Annotated in this window: 14 protein-coding genes; 1 reads left to right on the top strand and 13 read right to left on the bottom strand. The window is 61.2% G+C overall.

Going from position 1 to position 16561, the window contains the following annotated elements:
• Window positions 1-50 precede the first annotated feature (50 nt).
• The 11 genes from VSR34_RS12635 to gloA form a co-directional block, all read right to left on the bottom strand.
• The gene (locus tag VSR34_RS12635) at window positions 51-1148 is read right to left on the bottom strand and encodes a glycosyltransferase (RefSeq protein WP_028211803.1); all 1098 of its coding nucleotides are present in this window, start codon (window positions 1146-1148) and stop codon (window positions 51-53) included.
• Window positions 1145-2401 carry an O-antigen ligase family protein gene (locus VSR34_RS12630; RefSeq protein WP_063619596.1) on the bottom strand — a complete coding sequence of 419 codons (1257 nt, stop codon included), beginning with the start codon at window positions 2399-2401 and terminating at the stop codon, window positions 1145-1147. The genes VSR34_RS12635 and VSR34_RS12630 overlap by 4 nt, the downstream gene beginning before the upstream one ends.
• 62 nt (window positions 2402-2463) lie before the next feature.
• Window positions 2464-3276 (bottom strand): glycosyltransferase family 25 protein, encoded by an 813-nt coding sequence (locus tag VSR34_RS12625; protein WP_238327794.1) that lies wholly within the window; start codon window positions 3274-3276, stop codon window positions 2464-2466.
• 21 nt (window positions 3277-3297) lie between these two features.
• Window positions 3298-4614 carry a flippase gene (locus VSR34_RS12620; RefSeq protein WP_342962630.1) on the bottom strand — a complete coding sequence of 439 codons (1317 nt, stop codon included), beginning with the start codon at window positions 4612-4614 and terminating at the stop codon, window positions 3298-3300.
• Between the two features lie 39 nt (window positions 4615-4653).
• Window positions 4654-5892 carry a UDP-N-acetyl-D-mannosamine dehydrogenase gene (gene wecC, locus VSR34_RS12615; protein ID WP_028230967.1) on the bottom strand — a complete coding sequence of 413 codons (1239 nt, stop codon included), beginning with the start codon at window positions 5890-5892 and terminating at the stop codon, window positions 4654-4656.
• A 13-nt stretch (window positions 5893-5905) separates the two neighbouring features.
• Window positions 5906-7069 (bottom strand): UDP-N-acetylglucosamine 2-epimerase (non-hydrolyzing), encoded by a 1164-nt coding sequence (gene wecB / locus VSR34_RS12610; protein ID WP_342962686.1) that lies wholly within the window; start codon window positions 7067-7069, stop codon window positions 5906-5908.
• A gap of 44 nt (window positions 7070-7113) precedes the next feature.
• Window positions 7114-9327, bottom strand: a complete 2214-nt coding sequence (locus tag VSR34_RS12605; protein WP_342962629.1) for a polysaccharide biosynthesis tyrosine autokinase — start codon at window positions 9325-9327, stop codon at window positions 7114-7116.
• 3 nt (window positions 9328-9330) lie between these two features.
• Window positions 9331-9774, bottom strand: a complete 444-nt coding sequence (locus tag VSR34_RS12600) for a low molecular weight protein-tyrosine-phosphatase (RefSeq protein ID WP_342962628.1) — start codon at window positions 9772-9774, stop codon at window positions 9331-9333.
• Window positions 9771-10904 (bottom strand): polysaccharide biosynthesis/export family protein, encoded by a 1134-nt coding sequence (locus VSR34_RS12595; RefSeq protein WP_342962627.1) that lies wholly within the window; start codon window positions 10902-10904, stop codon window positions 9771-9773. The genes VSR34_RS12600 and VSR34_RS12595 overlap by 4 nt, the downstream gene beginning before the upstream one ends.
• Window positions 10905-11062: 158 nt before the next feature.
• Window positions 11063-12472: an undecaprenyl-phosphate glucose phosphotransferase gene (locus VSR34_RS12590; RefSeq protein WP_342962626.1), complete on the bottom strand. Its 1410-nt coding sequence runs from the start codon at window positions 12470-12472 to the stop codon at window positions 11063-11065.
• A 662-nt stretch (window positions 12473-13134) separates the two neighbouring features.
• Entirely contained in the window at window positions 13135-13521 is a 387-nt protein-coding gene (gene gloA / locus VSR34_RS12585; protein WP_028211810.1) for a lactoylglutathione lyase, read from the bottom strand.
• 172 nt (window positions 13522-13693) lie between these two features.
• On the opposite strand from gloA, the gene panE reads away from it, so the two are divergent.
• The gene (panE, locus tag VSR34_RS12580; protein ID WP_342962625.1) at window positions 13694-14644 is read left to right on the top strand and encodes a 2-dehydropantoate 2-reductase; all 951 of its coding nucleotides are present in this window, start codon (window positions 13694-13696) and stop codon (window positions 14642-14644) included.
• A gap of 36 nt (window positions 14645-14680) precedes the next feature.
• Here the strand turns inward: panE and rsmA are convergent, their stop codons facing one another.
• Entirely contained in the window at window positions 14681-15508 is an 828-nt protein-coding gene (gene rsmA / locus VSR34_RS12575; RefSeq protein WP_028211812.1) for a 16S rRNA (adenine(1518)-N(6)/adenine(1519)-N(6))-dimethyltransferase RsmA, read from the bottom strand.
• A 15-nt stretch (window positions 15509-15523) separates the two neighbouring features.
• Complete coding sequence (pdxA, locus tag VSR34_RS12570; protein ID WP_028211813.1) at window positions 15524-16546, bottom strand: 4-hydroxythreonine-4-phosphate dehydrogenase PdxA; 1023 nt, start codon at window positions 16544-16546, stop codon at window positions 15524-15526.
• Window positions 16547-16561: the final 15 nt, after the last annotated feature.

The following is a 16561-nucleotide window of genomic DNA, read 5'->3' as shown; positions in this document are numbered from 1 at the left end:
ACAAAACGACGTAAAATTCATGTGTAGTTCAAACTAAATTCACCGATCATTCAAGGCGATCGCAGTTCTCGATAGCAAGAAATGTACTGCGCGCACACGCTTTTGAACGAGTAACGCGCGAGGCCGTACTGGCGCCCCGCCTCACCCATCCGCCAAGCCGCCCCTGGGTCGTCGTGAACCCGCTCCAGCGCTTCGGCAAGTTTCGCTGCATTACCCGTTTCAACCAGATATCCCGTCTCCCCTTCCTTGACAAGATCGAGGAATCCACCCGTCCTTGTTCCGACGACCGCAAGACCGCAAAGCATCGCTTCGAGCGTCGATAGGCCGAACGACTCGCCGTGGCTAGGCAGGCAGAACGCCCGCGCATTACGGTAGAAGTCCATCAGACCGTCGCCGGTCAGCCAGCCTGCAAACGAAACGCAGTCCACGATGTCAAGCTGCTGCGCCAGGTCTACCCACCGATCCTTTTCACCTGCCCCCGCGAGTTTCACATGGATGTGCCGCTGCTTCTTCTTGAGGATGGCGATAGCGGCAAACATGTCACGCAACCCCTTCTCCTCGACGAAACGACCAGAGAACGCAACGTATGGCTGTAAATGACGCGCGTCAATCGCTCTCGCCGGCCCTTGCAATGCAACCTGCTCCGCATTGCGCGCGCAATTGCCGATCACACGAACACTCGCTCCCTTTCTGAATTGGCGGATGTCCGTGGCCATTTCTGTCGATACACCAATGGCGTCATCGGACGACTCTATAAACTCCCGCAGAGCTGCCTTGAACCATCCGTTCGACCGCTCAATGCATTCGGTCAGGTTGTTCGAGTGCCAGTGAAATATCACCTTTCGTCGCAGCATGCGCGTGGCCCGAAATAGCATCAGGTTTCTCAGCGCCGAACCGCGCGCAGACACGTGAAAGTGGATGACGTCAACATCATTCCACACACGCAGAAAAAATCGCGGCAGATCCAACAGAAGGAACAACAGTCTGTCCTTTGTCGTCTTAAAGCCACGGGTCTCGAAGAATGCGACCCGAATCGAGTTCTCTTCGAACATCGTCTTCGCTGCCCGCAACTCCTCGAGCACGGAGGCGACACCGCCTCGCTGCCCGTATCCCGGACCAACATGCAGTACGCAAATTGCTTTGGTCATGACACGCGCTCCGTTTTCTTTCGTTCATCGCTTTCTGCAACCGACCCGCACTCCACGTCGGACCATCGCCGGACGAGGTCCGAGATCATGGCGAGAAAAGGTGCGACGATTGCGGAAGTCAGCACATGACCAGCGGAGCAGGCGATCAGAACCAGCAAGACGAAGAAATATCTTCCGTAATGCGCGATAGGTCCGTCGCCGGACCGTACGTACAACCCGAGAAGATCCCGCACGTACAAGCAGAAGACAGGAATTCCCATTATTAGCGCAAGATCTGGCCCGTCTATTTCAATGAGGTATCGAACAGCTGGGTAACCGCCCGTGAGCAGAGGCAGGAAGTCTCGACTGGCGAGCTCATCCCATACGTTCGAGAACTTCATGTTACGGCCAGACATAATCACCGTCGCAATTCTGCCGCTGCCCGCATGATCGTTTTGATAGCTGAAATACTGAATGCTGAGATCGACCGCTTGGCGCACGGACGGCACGATAAAATAGACTGAGACCGCCGCCACTAGCATCAGCGCGACAACGAGGGCGAGCCGGGCCGTTGCCTTGACGACACCGTATCGCGAGTAGGAATATGCCGCGATGACACTAAAACCAGCAGCCAGCGCGCCCTTCGTACCGAGCAGGAACGCCGCCGCGATCAGTGTCGCGACCAACCCGACCCGCCCTGAACTCCAGCCATGCCGGAGAACTTGTAGGTAGGCCATGGCCAGCCCTGAGAGCAGCAATGCCGACGCTTCGTTCTGCGCGTAGATGATGCCTTTGTAGCCCGCGCGGATGTGGGTCTCGCCCCGATAGCTGCGAAACATATCGATCGAGAACACAGCGCCTGCGAGTATCGCGACGCCGTACACCAACAGGGTCAGGCGCATCAGGGCTTCGACCTTTTCCAGCTGCGTGTCCTTAAGTTCAGAGAATGCCGCGACATAGACGAAGAGGGAAAAGACCTTGGCAATTGCAATAACTTGCTCAATGAATTCCCCACTGGTCATTCCGTCGAGCGCCAGCGAGGCGAACGACATGACGACCGTCACCAACGCGAGGAGGCAAATGCGCCAGCTGGAGAGCCGTATCCGACCGCTGAGCAACATCGCGGCAACCAGACCAGCGACCATCGCGCCTCGTACGTAGAGCGAATAGCGCGCGCCCATGTCACCACCGACCTGCCCTTTCAGCGTGTATGCCGAAAGGAAGTCAGCAAGCGGCGACAGCGCGATACCGACCACAAGGACGAGCCAGATCATCGATCTCGATGAACTGTCCCATGTACCCGTACGTGATTCGCGAATCTGGATTGCCGAGGCACTCATCGCGTGCAGTCCTGCTTCTTGCCACCACTGCCGATCGACTCGGCGGCGCGAATCGTGGCCGCGACACTCCAGCGCGCGATGAGCCGCCCAACGCGGATGGGCTCCAGCAAGCAATCGCGCCATCGTACTCTCGATGGGGTAAGTTGGCTGCGCTCGCCTTCGAGGTCGCTCGCTATGGATTCGAACGCCTCCCACACCACGTAAGGCCGCAGTTCCTTGATGCGCATGGCACCGTCGTCACGATGCCACGGCCAATCGTCGAGCAGCGCCCGCACTGGCCCCTCCGTATGAGCCAGTGCGAGCATGGCGCCATGCGGGGAAATCCAGTAGCCGACCGCACCCGATGTCCATTGCTTAAACGGAGTACCGATGCGCATGCCGTCGATTTGACGGGAGCGTTTCAGCGGCTCGTAGAGATACTCTCGTGCCTCGCGCGAGCGGCTAAGCTTCGATTGGCCCAACAGCACGACGTCAGCCATGTCTGCGAGCATGTCTTCGCGCCAATTCAGCACCTTCGTGAAGAACGCAGGATCCATCAGGGCGTCATCTTCGAGCACGATTGTGCTCCTGCCGCCACTCGCGATGTCCTGCCAAAGCCGTCGATGACTGAGGAAACATGCCACCTCGCCGCAGCTCAGCGATCTGCCATAGCGTGCGCGCGCCGCGGCGTCATCGTAGAGACGCGCGAGTTCGCCGTTCCCGAAACATCGTGCGTCGATCGCGTCAATAAAGGAAAAATGCGCGCCATGCGTCGACATCGCTTCCGCGATGCGCTCTCGTCGCCCCGAGCGCTTCAACGAAACAATCATGACCGGAAATCTCGCTGACATTCATGCCCTCAGCAATTGAGTGAAATGCGCCCGCATACGGGGCGACCCCACGATGACCATGACGAACACCGCGAGGATCACCGCCTCGGCGGTTAGAAACGCCCACCCGGCGCCGCGCGCACCGAAGCGAGGAATCAGCGCGAATGACAATCCGATGTTGAGCACGCCAGCGAGCAGCATGACGACCGACCTTAACTTACCGTTCGCGAATGGAACCAGCACCTGGAGGCCGAGCAGATAGGCGAGATTGCCGAAAATGGTCGCGATGCAAAGCAGCGTCAACACAGGCGCCGCCGCGCCGAAGTCGGGCCCGAGAAGCACGCTAGTCACGTAATGAGAGAGCGCAGTGACAGCAAGCACGCCCACGCCCGTGATGGCGAGTGTCGCGACAGCACCAAGCGCCGTGAGCCTGGCCGCCGACATAGGCCTGTCGAGCATTAGCGCCGACACACGCGGATACAGCACCGAATTGATCTGGGCAGGCACCATGTTTCCCACCGTTTTGAGGCGATCAGCGGCCGCGTAGAGTCCCACCTGGTAAGGATCGCCTAGCGCACCGAGAAGCACGGTATTGGTCACTCCGAACAGACTGACCGAAATCGTCGACAAGAACATATCGACACCCTCTCTCAGGCGACGCGCCGCCGAGCGCCAGACTCGTCCCGGACGACCCAGAAGCCCGAGCCTTTGTACCATCAGCAGCGAGAAGAGCCCCGTCATGCACGGGGCAAATGCCTGGATCGCTGCAGCGAGCGCGATGTCATCAGCTGATTTGACAAACGCGAAGATCAGCGGCAGCGTCGCGAAGCGGCCCGCCAGCGATACGACCGCAAACAGGGAGAAGCGCTCCAGTCCCTGCAAAACCCAATTGAGCGTGAACACATTGCTGACGACGGCAATCCACGACACCAGTACGACAGGTATTGCCGTGGCGGCGTGTCTATCGAAGCGCATCGCGACACCCAAAGCGAGCAGGGAAACAAGACAAAGCAGCGCCTTCGCAAAAATGACTGACCAGATCAGATCGTTGACGGCATCCTTATCGCCGCGACGTTCGACGATCGCGCGCGGCCCGCTGAGGTTGAAGCCCCAATCCGTCCAGAGCACGCCATAGACGGCGATAGCAGACGCATAACCCAGGATGCCGAAATTCGACGGCCCAAGAATGCGCGTGAGGTACGGGAACGTCGCCAGCGGCACGAGGTAATTGCCGACCTGCCAAGCGATCATCGCGAACAGGTTACGGCCAAGCCGCGGCGCTCGCGCCGCACTCCCCGTTTCACCAGGAACTCGTCGCGAGCATACGAATTTATCCACTTGCGGCTCGACTGAGCGATGGAGTAACAAATGCTTCGCTCACGCGAGCACCCCGCGCGTATCAATCACCACCTTCGTCTGCAACCGAATCGGATCGACTTGCTTGAATTGCGCGTGATCAACAAGAATAACGATCACATCGGCTTCAGCCATCGCGGTACGTAGATCGCAAAGCCCGATACGTCCTTCCAGGTCTGGCGGAAGTTTTTGAATATTCGGCTCAACAGCAACAACTTGCGCCGGGAACCGGTCGGCCAGTTCGTTCGCAATCTCAACCGCAGGGCTCTCACGCAAATCATCGATGTTCGCCTTGAATGCGAGACCGAGACACGCAATCAACGGCTCCCTGAAGCGCTTCGCTGCTCGCTCCACACGCTCGACAACCCAATTTGGTTTGTCATCGTTCACCGTACGCGCCGCACGAATGAGTCGAGCCTGCTCTGGCGCCGAGTCCACGATGAACCACGGGTCAACGGCGATGCAATGCCCGCCCACGCCCGGCCCCGGCTGGAGGATATCCACGCGTGGATGCCGGTTTGCCAGCTTGATCAATTCCCACACGTTGATCTCCAGCCGGTCACAAATCAGCGAAAGCTCATTGGCAAATGCAATATTCACGTCGCGGAACGAGTTCTCGGTCAGCTTGCACATCTCAGCCGTTCGAGCGTCCGTGATGATGCACTCGCCACGCACAAATACCTGGTAGAGTTCGCGCGCCGCCTCGCTGCAGCGCGCTGTCATGCCGCCAATCACACGATCGTTTTCGACCAGTTCGCGAATCACGTGCCCGGGCAATACGCGCTCGGGACAATGGGCAACGCGCACGTCGGACGCATCTCCCATTTGCTGCGGAAAAGTGAGGTCCGGTCGCATCTCCGCCATCCACTCGGACATTCTCGCAGTAGCACCAACGGGTGAAGTCGATTCGAGCACCACCAGGTCGCCCTTTTTCAATACCGGCGCCACGGCGCGGCTCGCCGCTTCGATGTATGAAAGGTCCGGTTTGTGGCCATCCGCAAATGGCGTCGGAACTGCGATAAGAAATGCATCGGCAGGTTCCGGGTTCGTCGTTGCACGCAGATAGCCCTGCGATACCGCTGCGTGAACGAGCATGTCGAGTTCCGGCTCGACAATATGAATGGCGCCGCGGTTGATCGTGTCGACGGCGTGCTGGTTCACGTCTACGCCAATGACCTTCTTGCGGCGCGCGGCGAACGCGGCCGCCGTGGGAAGTCCGATATAGCCCAGTCCAACAACCGAAATCGTTTCGAAGTTCATAGTAGCCAAGCCCTTATTCTCCTTGTCCCCGACCCGCGCGAGCTGCGGTGCCCCACCAGTCATTCAGCGCAGCCGTAATGCGCTCGCACGCGTGTCCATCCCCATACGGGTTTTTGCCGCGGCTCATCGCCCCGTAAGCCTTGTCGTCCTCCAGCAAGCGCGCCACGCCCTGCACGATCGCGCTGACTTCCGTCCCAACGAGCCGCACCACCCCCGCATCAACGGCTTCCTGCCGCTCGGTCGTATCGCGCATGACGAGCACGGGCTTTTGAAGCGAGGGCGCCTCTTCCTGAATGCCGCCCGAGTCCGTCAGGATCAAATGAGCGCGATCCATGAGGCTTACGAACGGCAGATAGTCGAGTGGCTCGATCAAATGCACGTTCGCAATGCCGGTGAGCAGGCGATTGACAGGTTCACGCACGCTCGGGTTGAGATGAACGGGATAGACGATGTCCACCTCCGGCCATGCCCCTGCAACTTGCGCGAGCGCCGTGCAGATGCGTTCGAAGCCGTCACCGAAACTCTCTCTGCGGTGGCCCGTGACCAGAACGAGCCGGCGCTTCGGGTCGAGCCTCGGAAGCACGCGTTGTGCTTGCTCACGCAGCGTTGCCTCCGCGGCCAGTCGGCCTCGCACGTGCAGCAGCGCATCGACAACGGTGTTGCCTGTGACAGCAATCGACTTGGCGGAAACACCTTCACGCAGGAGGTTTTCCCTGGCGACTTCGGTGGGTGCCAGATGCAGCGAAGCCAGGACGCCGGTCAGCCTCCGGTTCGCTTCTTCTGGCCAAGGCGAGAGCAGGTTGCCAGTCCGCAATCCGGCTTCAATATGAGCGACCGGCGTGCGGTTGTAGTACGCGGCCAGGGTTGCCGCCATCGTCGTGGTCGTATCGCCATGCACGAGCACCAGATCGGGTTGCTCTTGTGAAAGCACGCCGCGCATACCCGCCAGGATGGTCGATGTGACGTCGTAGAGATCCTGACCGCGCTTCATGATGTTCAGGTCGAAGTCAGGTCGAATCGAGAACAGGCTGAGCACCTGGTCCAACATCTCGCGATGCTGCCCGGTGACGCATACCCGACACCGTACGCCCGGCTCGCGTTGCAGGCGCTTGACCAGAGGCGCCATCTTGATCGCTTCCGGCCGGGTTCCAAACGTTAGTAGTACAGTTTTTTCCATCGACACAACCTTAGGCAGTTCGCGCCCGCGTGGGACTTCGGACCTCAATCGGGCTTCTTGCTGTAGTTCGAATACGCGCCGTAGGAAGCGCCACGCTCCGGTACATCCGTGAGCAGCAGGCCATCGATCTCGACACCGGCGCTCGTGAGTTGGCGCGTACATTCGCGCAATTCGGCGGCGGAATGGCGTCCATGGCGCACGACCATCAGAGTGGCGCCTGCGTGCTTACCGATCAGAACGGCGTCCGTGACCGCGAGCACGGGCGGTGAGTCGATAATCACCACGTCGTAACTCAACGCCAACGCCTTCAGCACTTCTCCAAGCCGCTCCCGCGTGAGGAGTTCGGCCGGGCGGTCAGGTATGGAGCCCGACGTAATGACATCGAGATTCGGTAGCACTTCGCGGTGGATAGCATCTCTCTGTTCACAACCAGTCAAGAGATCCGAGAACCCCCGCTTGCGTGCAATCGAGAAGTAGAAATGAACATCGCCGCGCCGCATATCGGCGTCGATCAGCAGAATGCGCTTGCCCGTAGCCGCCAGAACCGTTGCCAGATTCACGGACACAAACGATTTGCCGACGCCCGGCCGCGGCCCCGTGAGCATCACAATGTTGTTTTCAGGTTTCAGCACGCCAAACTGCATTGCCGTACGCAGACTGCGCATCCCCTCCACCGCTACATCATCGGGATACACAGCCGCAAGAACGGCAGGCCTAGTGGGGTTGCGGCGCACAGATTGACGCAGCGCCAATTCCTTGTCGCTGTGTGAAATGATTGCGTGTACCGGAAGATCGACTGCGCGCTCTATTTCCGATGGGGTCTCGAGCCCGCGGTTGAACATGCGGCGCGCGAGCGCAATCCCACATCCAATTAACAGCCCGGATACCAAGGCCAGCGGCAGTACCAGACTTTTCCGCGGCCTCACCGGCTCCTCCGGCACGACTGCATAGTCGACCGTGCGGACGTTGCCGAGCTGCCCCGCCTTCAACACGCGCAACTGCTGGGTACTATCGAGCAATTTCATATAAAGGTCGGTGTTGACCTTCACGTCGCGCATGAGCCGCAGTGCCTGCTGCTGCGTCTCGGGCAACGCTGCTACCTGCTTCTCGTATTGATCTTGTTGATCTTCTAGCTCGGCAATGCGCGCATCTACCGCCGCAACACTGGAATGCGACGCCGTGAAGCGCTGCACGAGATCTGCACGTTGTTGCTGGAGTTCGGTGAGGCGAGTCTTTGAATCGACAACCGATTGCAGCAGCAGCTTGCCCTGGGCATCGAGATCGATCGCCCCAGACTTCGCGCGAAATGCGTTATAGCGGGCTTCAGCCTGGTCGAGGGCGGCGCGCAGCTGGGGCAACTGCTCGCCGAGAAAATCGAGCATCTGTTGCGCTTGCGCCGACTTGCGATCGACGTTGCGCTGTACATAAAGGCTCGCGACCATATTGACAATAGCCGTCACGCGCTCCGCGTCCGGGCCATCCAGCTTCATGCCGATGATTCCCGACTGTTTCGTCTTCTCCGCGATATCAAGCTTCTTCTGCAACTCGGCAACGGTCAGTTGAGTCGACAAACGCTTCAGGTCGAAGCGCGTTCCGGCATGTGCCAGCAAAGACGTCACCTCGAGCGTGACGGGTCCGTATTGCGTCCTTGCGCTCGCGACCGCACCGACACGCCCGTGGAGGACAACGTCGCCCGATGGGTCTTTCAGTTCATATCGCTCTGCTTCAATTACCGTCAGTTCAAACTTCTTCTGATACAGCTCTCGCGGGACGTCGAACCGGGTCACGCCAATACGCTCTCCGCCCCACGCGTAGCGCTTCATTCCGAGCAATGGCGAAAGCAGTTTGTCGCTGTCTTGAGCACGATAGCGCGCAACAGGCGCACCGATCAGCGGGAAATAGTGGGGCCGCGCGTCGATATCGACATGAAGCCGGTCGACCGTTTCGGCCATCACGGTGCGCGAGCGAATCAGTTCGATCTCCGCGTCGGCGGTGGCCTTCGATTGGAACAGCGACGCAAGATCGCCCAGTTTGTCGTTGATCGAACCCGCGCCCGAGTCGTCGTCCACCTGGATCATCGCGTCAGCGCGATAAACAGGTGCTCCGAGAAAGGCATAAGCCGCTCCGAGGGCGAACACGATCGCCATGACGATGCCAATCAGGGTGAGGTTCTCGCGAAGCACCGCAAAGAGCTCCGAGAGGTCGATTTCATCATCATCCGCGGCGTTGGCATGCGGATCGTTCTTAAGAAGAGTCATGATTCAATGGATCTTGCTGTCCTGCAGGACGCGGCGCCAATGCGCGACGCCGTGTTCGATCTGTGCCACGGCCAGATCGAACGTTGCGCGATGTCGACCGTACGGATCGACGACGTCCACGCCCTCTGCTTCGATCAGACGGAACACCTTGCCGCGCGCGAATGGCCAGTTGCGTTCGATCTGTTCGCGTTGCCCCTTCGTCATCGTGAGGATCAGATCGGCGCCACGAACCTGCGCATCGGTGAGTTGCGATGCCATGTGTGCTTCCAGAGGCACGCCACGTTCGCGTGCCAATTCCACGATGGTGGGATCGGCGCTTTCACCCACCAGCGCGCGCGTTCCCGCCGAACTGAAGGCGATGCCGGGCAACGAACGCGCGAGCATCGCGCACGCCAACGGACTGCGACAGATGTTGCCCTCGCAAACGACCAGAACGCTCTCGATCATTTCGCCACCAGCCCGGCGGTCAAACCGGCATTGATTGCGGGAATCAGCAACGTCAGCACGCGGTTGAAGCGGACAAGGCCGTTGCCATCGACGTACACGACGTCCTTCGGCTGCAGGTCGAACTCCTTTGCCACGAGCATGGCCACGGGCGAACGTCCGTCGAGGTGGAAGACTTCCGGCTTGCCGTTCAGCGCACCGCGGATCACGAACATTTGCGCAGCGTCCGCTGTCGACGAATTCACACTGCCCGCCTGCGCGATGGCGTCCGCGAGCGTGATACGACCTGTGCGGCGTGGAATCGCAGCAATCGGCTTGCTGACTTCGCCCATTACGTAGACGTCGTTTTCGTCGCGGGCGACGACGCGCAGCATGTCCCCGGGCTTGAGGTACAGCCGCGACGGACTCAAGCCGCTCGCCACCATTTGCGTCAGGTTGATACGGTGAGATGTGTTCCCACGCACGAGTACGAGGTCGCTTTGATCGGCTGTCTCAGCGAATCCGCCAGCGCGCGAAATCGCTTCGTACAGCGACATAGGTACGTCATTCACCGCGACCACACCGGGGCTGCGCACCTCGCCGTCTACGTACACCTCGTGGGCGCGGTACGAGGCGATACGCACGGTGACCTGCGGCTTGACGAAATAGCGCGCAAGCGACGCCGTGAGCAAACGTTGAATTTCCTCTGTGCGAAGTCCCGCAACGTGCATCGTGCCGGCGTAGGGAAACGTGAGATTGCCGGACTGGTCGACGACGAAGCCGGAAAACGGATCGCCGGGGCGCGTGGACGCCTGCGACTGCGTCGGGCCCATGGCCGCCGCCAGTTCCGGGTGATCCCAAACGACGATCTGCAACACGTCGCCAGCGCCGACCGCATACGGTTGCGGAGCCGCCGAAAGCAGTTCGGCCTGCTGCTGCTGCTGTCTCAGGCGCGCCTCCTGGAAGCGCTTCACCGTCTCGACATTGAGTTCGGTAACAGGCACTTCGGGTGTAGCGGAGGTCGCATTGGCGACTAGCGCACCGCTCCCCACCCCGGCGACACCTCCGCCGCCGCCCATCGACTCATCGGCCTCGGTCCTGGTATCGGGCCCGCTCGGCGCCTCCGTCAGGGTGGCAGCGTTCGACAGAGACATGCGCATGCCAGGCGCGATCGCGCAACCACCGAGCGCGGCACAAAGCGCAATAGCCGCACTTGCACCCGCAATGCGCCCGGCGACGTCGCGCGGCGTCCGGCGCCCGGCATGAGCAAACGGTTTCATCGATCGTTTCACCACTTCTACGTTCCAGCAAATCAATAGGCGTTTCGGTGCACTAGTCCCTTGAAGACCGTTGCGAAGACAATTCGCATATCGAGCCAGAAGGACCAGTTGCTGAGGTAATACAAGTCGTGTTCGACGCGTCCCCGCATCTTCTCGATGCGATCGGTCTCGCCGCGGAAGCCGTTAACCTGTGCCCAGCCGGTGATGCCCGGCTTGATGCGATAGCGGTGGATATAGCCATCCACGATGTTTTGATAGAGCGCGTCATGCTCGATCGCGTGCGGCCGCGGCCCGACGACCGACATTTCGCCGCGCAGCACATTGAAAAACTGTGGCAACTCGTCGAGGCTCGTGCGGCGCAGGAAAGCTCCCACGCGTGTGATGCGCGGGTCGTTACGCGTTGCCTGCTCGACGACGCCACGCGCCGCGGCGTGCAAGCGCATGCTGCGAAACTTGTAGATGTTGAAGACCTTGCCGTTCGCGCCCTTGCGTCGCTGCGTGAAGAGCGCTGGTCCTGGCGATGAGAGCTTCACGGCAATCGCGATGATCAGGAGCAGCGGCAAGAGCACCGTCACGGCGGCCAGCGCAAACACGCGATCGAAAATGTCCTTCGCGACAAGGGCATCCGACGACAGCGGCGAACCGACGAGGTTGATAGCAGACGTGCCGTCGAGATCGATCACTTCGCCTTCGAACAGCGCGAGCCCGCTCACGTCAGGAATGAAGCGGATGTTCAGGAGGTCGTTGCGAAAAAGCTCGATGAAGTCGAGAATCGTCTTCTCTTCCGAGACTGGCAAAGCCAGCCAGATTTCTTCCACGTGATGCCGCCGCACGAAGCCGGCGAACCCTTCGCGATCGCGAAATGCCGGCACGATGCCCGGCGCCACGCCGGTCGCAGGACCGGTGTCGAAGATCGTCGCGACGAGATACGTCGAGTCCTTTGCCGCTTCAACCTTGCGCAGCAGGTGACGGCAGTGCGCCCCGCTGCCGACGATTGCCACGGCGCGCGTGCGTGCGGCTCGCTCCACGCGTCGCACGCTGCGGGCGCGCTCGACAAAACGGCAAACTACGAGGCCGAGTCCGGAGAAGAGCGCCCATCGCGCAACCCAATCGCCGGACGGCCGGTAAGGCTCGAGGGAAGCGATAGCGAACAGTAGCGCCGCTGCGAGCGCAATGATCCACGCGAGCGTGGGAACACAAACGCAATGCCAGAATGAATGCCGGTGCGCGACCCGATACAGACCGAACGCCGGAAAAAGAAACACGGACCCGAGCAGCGCAAACGCCACGAGTGCACTGTCATAACCGGGTTGACTGCCGCTCGCCTCGAAGCGCGAGGCGAAAGAAGCGCCAAACGCGATCACGGCGATATCGAGCAAACGAGAGGACAGGTTGCCGCGACGTCGCGACGTTCCTTCACAGGCTTGACAAGGCAGGCGCATGAAATCTTCCACGAATGAATAGTTGGCCGCGTCGCCACCGACACGGCTCTTCAAGACAGCCGCAGACCAGCCATCACTGCTTACCGCAAGTTCATCCGGGAACGTTCCAGCCACGCCCTGAATCCACAATCAGAAAGAGATGAATCAAGAGAGAATCGATACGTTGTCTGCACGTCACGCCATTTCCCAGTGAAGTCGAAGACGTTCGCACGTACGACGAGGATGCGAATCCGGGAGAATCGCGATGAATACCCCGGATACTGAATTGCACGCGCGGGCCTGAATCGCCAGGTCGCGGCCTGGCTAATGACCAGGAATGGAAGTCTCGACTGACAGACGCGTCGCGTATATAGGAAGAGTCTGAAACCCTCTCCTGCGATGCGGGCAATGCATCTCGATATCAGGTCTGCAGTCAATCGGACCCAGACAATCCCGGGATCACCCATCCATAAATCAGTAATGCGAAATAAATAGATCCTGGCGGATCAGCAGCCTCGCACAAGCTATAGATGCTCAGATTTGAGCTTGAACAGGATATGTGAATTCACTGCCGCCCGTTATTCTTCTTTTCATTTTTGGGCGGAGTGTCAATTCAATTTAAAGTTTTATCCAGTTCTCGAAACGGGCGTATGAATACGCCGAGGCCGTCGCGAGAAGAAATCTCACTTCTTCTTCTGAATAAACTCGATCTTGTACCCATCCGGATCGGTCACGAACGCGATCACCGTGGTCCCATGCTTCATCGGGCCGGCTTCGCGCACCACCGTGCCGCCTTGCTCCTTGATCTTCGCGCAGGCCGCATACGCATCTTCCACCTCGACGGCCAGATGCCCGAACCCGGTGCCGAGATCATAAGAAGCCGTGTCCCAGTTGTGCGTCAACTCGATCACGGTGCCGTCGCGCTCGTCCGTGTACCCGACGAAGGCCAGCGTGAACTTGCCATCGGGATAGTCTTCGCGGCGCAGCAGTTTCATGCCGAGCAGTTCGGTGTAGAACTTGATCGAGCGATCGAGGTCGCCGACCCGGATCATCGTGTGTAGCAGGCGCATCGTGAACTCCGTTTTGCCGTCGTCAAAAGCCGGACTGTACCAAAAACCCACCGCCCCTGCCGGCGCCGGCAAGATGTGCCGATTTGCTCTAGCATGAACGCCATTCCCGAATTTGCCAGGGCAAGTTCGCTGACGGGATGTAAGCAAAGAACGTAAGGAACGAGGGGTGAACATGCGGATTCTGGTAGTCGGTGCGGGTGCGACGGGCGGCTATTTCGGTGGCCGGCTCGCTGCCGCAGGGCGCGACGTGACGTTTCTGGTGCGCGAGGCGCGCGCCGCGCAATTGCGCGAATCCGGCCTCGTGATCCGCAGTCCGGCTGGCGATCTCACCCTGCGCGACATCAAGACGGTCACCCGCAAAGCGCTAGAGGCGCAAGGCGGCCAACCGTTCGATCTCGTCCTGCTGAGCTGCAAGGCTTACGACCTCGACAACGCAATCGATTCGTTCGCCGCAGCCGTCGGTCCGAACACGCTGATCCTGCCGCTGCTCAACGGCATGCGCCATCTGGAGGCGCTGCAGGCGCGCTTCGGCACGCAGGCGGTGCTGGGCGGCGTCTGCCTGATTGCGTCCACGCTCAATGACAAGCGCGAAATCGTGCATCTCAACGACGTGCAGGCCATCACCTTCGGCGAGCTCGGTGGCGGTGTCTCAGCGCGCGTGCAAGCCGTGGCGGACGAGTTCGGCAACGCCGGTTTCCACGCGAAGGCGAGCGACAAGATTCTTCAGGAGATGTGGGAGAAGTGGGTGTTCCTCGCGTCGCTTGCGGGCAGCACCTGTCTTTTCCGGGCGCCCGTTGGCGTCATTCTGGCCACACCCGACGGCGCCGCAACCGTCGAGCGTCTGTTCGCCGAATGCCGCGCGATTGCCGCCGGGCACGGCCACGCCGTGCGCGACAGCTTCCTCGAGCGCTCGCGCGCCATGCTGTTCGCCGAGGGTTCGCCGCTCACCGCTTCGATGTTGCGCGACGTGCAGAACGGTTCGCGCATCGAGGCCGATCATGTGCTCGGCGACCTGATCCGGCGCGGCGGCGCGGCGCGGCAAGCCTCGAACGAGCTTTCGGTGCTGCGCATCGTCTATAGCCAGCTCAAGGCCTATGAAGCACAACGCAGCGAGGCAGCCTGAGCGAGCGGCAACGCACCGGCAACGCGGCGCGGCACGTCAGGCGCCGCTTGCCTCGTCCAGCGCCTGAGCGAGGCGCACGTACTCGTCCACCGGCACTTCCTCCGCGCGGCGGGCAAGATCGAAACCGAGCGCGTCGAAATCGAGGCGATCGCGATAGTCGCCGAGCGTATTGCGCAGCATCTTGCGCCGCTGCGAGAAGGCGGCCGTCACGAGTTCGCCGAGCAGGGCTTCGTTGAGCTTCGGCAGTTCGTGCGGCGCGTACGGAATCATGCGCACGATCGCCGAATCCACCTTCGGCGGCGGCTGGAACGATTCGGGCGGCACGTCCAGCATCTTGTCCATCACGTAGCGATACTGAAGCATCACCGAAAGGCGGCCGAACGCCTTGCTGCCCGGCTCTGCCACCATCCGCTCGACCACCTCGTTCTGCAGCATGAAGTGCTGGTCGATCACGCGATCGGCGAACGTGGCGAGATGAAACAGCAGCGGGCTCGAAATGTTGTACGGCAGGTTGCCGACGATGCGCAGCGATGGCTTCTCGCCCGGCGCCGCGAGGGAGCCGAAGTCGAACGCGAGCGCGTCGCCCGCGTGCAACTCGAGGAGCGGGCCGAACTTTTTGGTGAGGCGCGCGATCAGGTCGCGGTCCAGTTCGACCGCGTGCAACGGCGACTCGGGCGTGGCGAGGCGTTCGATGAGCGGCTCGGTGAGGGCGCCGAGGCCCGGCCCGATCTCGACCATGCGCTCACCGCGCTGCGGGCGAATGACGTCGACGATCGAGTCGATCACGCCCGTGTCGACGAGGAAGTTCTGGCCGAAGCGCTTGCGCGCAAAGTGGCCCTGGTGCTGTCTGCTGCTGTTGGACATCTTCTCTGGAATCAATCAGATGGCGCGCCGGTGGCGGGCCATCGAAACGGCTGTGTCGAGGGCGGCGATCAGGCTGCCGGCGTCCGCGCGGCCCGTGCCGGCGAGGTCGAGCGCGGTGCCGTGATCGACCGAGGTGCGCACGATCGGCAAGCCGAGCGTGACGTTGATGCCCTCGCCGAACGTCGCGTATTTCAGGACCGGCAGGCCCTGGTCGTGGTACATCGCCAGCACGCAGTCTGCGTCCTTGAGGTAGCGCGGCTGGAACAGCGTGTCGGCGGGATAAGGGCCGCGAGCGTCAATGCCCTCGGCGGCGGCGGCCGTCAGCGCCGGCGAAATCGTGTCGATTTCCTCGCGCCCCAGGTAGCCATTCTCGCCCGCGTGCGGGTTCAGGCCGGTCACGAGGATGCGCGGCAGCGGCACACCGAAATGGTGCCGCAGATCATGGTCGATGATGCGCAGCGTTTCGACGAGCCCGTCGACGGTCAGCGCCGCCGATACGTCCTTGAGCGGCAAATGCGTGGTGGCGAGCGCCACGCGCAACGGCCGGGCGCCCGTGCCCGCCAGCATCATGACCACTCGCGGCGTGTGGGTGCGTTCGGCCAGGTATTCGGTGTGGCCGGTGAACGGCACGCCGGCGTCGTTGATGGTGCTCTTTTGCAGCGGCGCGGTGACGATCGCGTCGAACTCGCCGGACACCGCGCCGTCAATGGCGCGGTCGAGCAGTGCGAGCACATAACGGCCGTTAGCGGCGTCGAGCTTGCCCGGCTTCGCGGGCGCCGCCAGCCCGACATGCTCGACCTGCACGGGCTGACTGGCCAGCACGGCGGCCCAGTCGACGTTAGCGGCTTGCGCGCGGGTCTCGATGAGCGCGCTGTCGCCGAGCACGACGAACTGCGCATCGGGCCAGTGCACCGAGGCGCCCGCCAGCGCGGCGGCGGTCAGCTCGGGGCCGACGCCCGCCGGTTCGCCGGTGGTGATGGCAATGCGGATCGGGCCCGCCCTCCGCGGAGCCGGCGACGACGTTGCGGAGGTGTTCATGGCTCGAATCCTTTC

The sequence above is a fragment of the Paraburkholderia sp. JHI2823 genome (genome assembly GCF_038900695.1).
In the GTDB taxonomy this organism is placed as follows: domain Bacteria; phylum Pseudomonadota; class Gammaproteobacteria; order Burkholderiales; family Burkholderiaceae; genus Paraburkholderia; species Paraburkholderia mimosarum.
Note: the sequence above shows the minus strand (reverse complement) of the source record. Positions and strands in the feature narration are given on the sequence as shown.